Below are 525 nucleotides of genomic sequence, written 5' to 3' on the forward strand. Positions count from 1 at the left end.
CCTGATGGACGACCGGTGGCAGCACGGGGTCGAGGACGCCGTCGATGTCACCCTCGCCGGGCGCTTCTACGAGCGCTTCGCCGACCATGCCGTCTCGGTCGCCAAACGCATCGTCTACCTGGTCACCGGCACTCACACTCACGACCTGCCCACGGGCTAGGCACTGCCGCGAGTGGCCGGCCCCCCGGATCGGAGGGCCGGCCACGCGCGAGAATGATGGAGCGCAGAGGTTCGGCTTGGCGGGGTCTGAGCCGTCCCACCCGCAGGACCGGCCCCGGGTGCCCCGGCCCTCCTGGCACTGGCCGGCGTCAGGGGCGTAGCGCGGCGGCCAGGTCCGTGGCCAAGGCGGGGCCTTGGTGTGGCGTGGCGAGGTTGTCGGCGAGTGCGCGGGTGAGCAGGGCGCGGTCCTCGGCGACGATCGTGCAGGGGATGTCGCGGGCGCGGCAGTCGTGGTCGATGCGCAGGACGGCGCCGACGGCGGCGGGGCCGATCTCGGTTGCGCCGAAGTCGAGCACGACTCGGCGT

General features: G+C 73.3%; 1 protein-coding gene. It reads right to left on the bottom strand.

The features are described from left to right. Nucleotides 1–308: 308 nt before the first annotated feature. Nucleotides 309–525: hypothetical protein (locus tag TR48_RS35940; protein ID WP_161789972.1), on the bottom strand; the 217-nt coding region annotated here is incomplete at its 5' end.

This window comes from Streptacidiphilus neutrinimicus, from assembly GCF_000787815.1.
GTDB lineage: Bacteria > Actinomycetota > Actinomycetes > Streptomycetales > Streptomycetaceae > Streptacidiphilus > Streptacidiphilus neutrinimicus.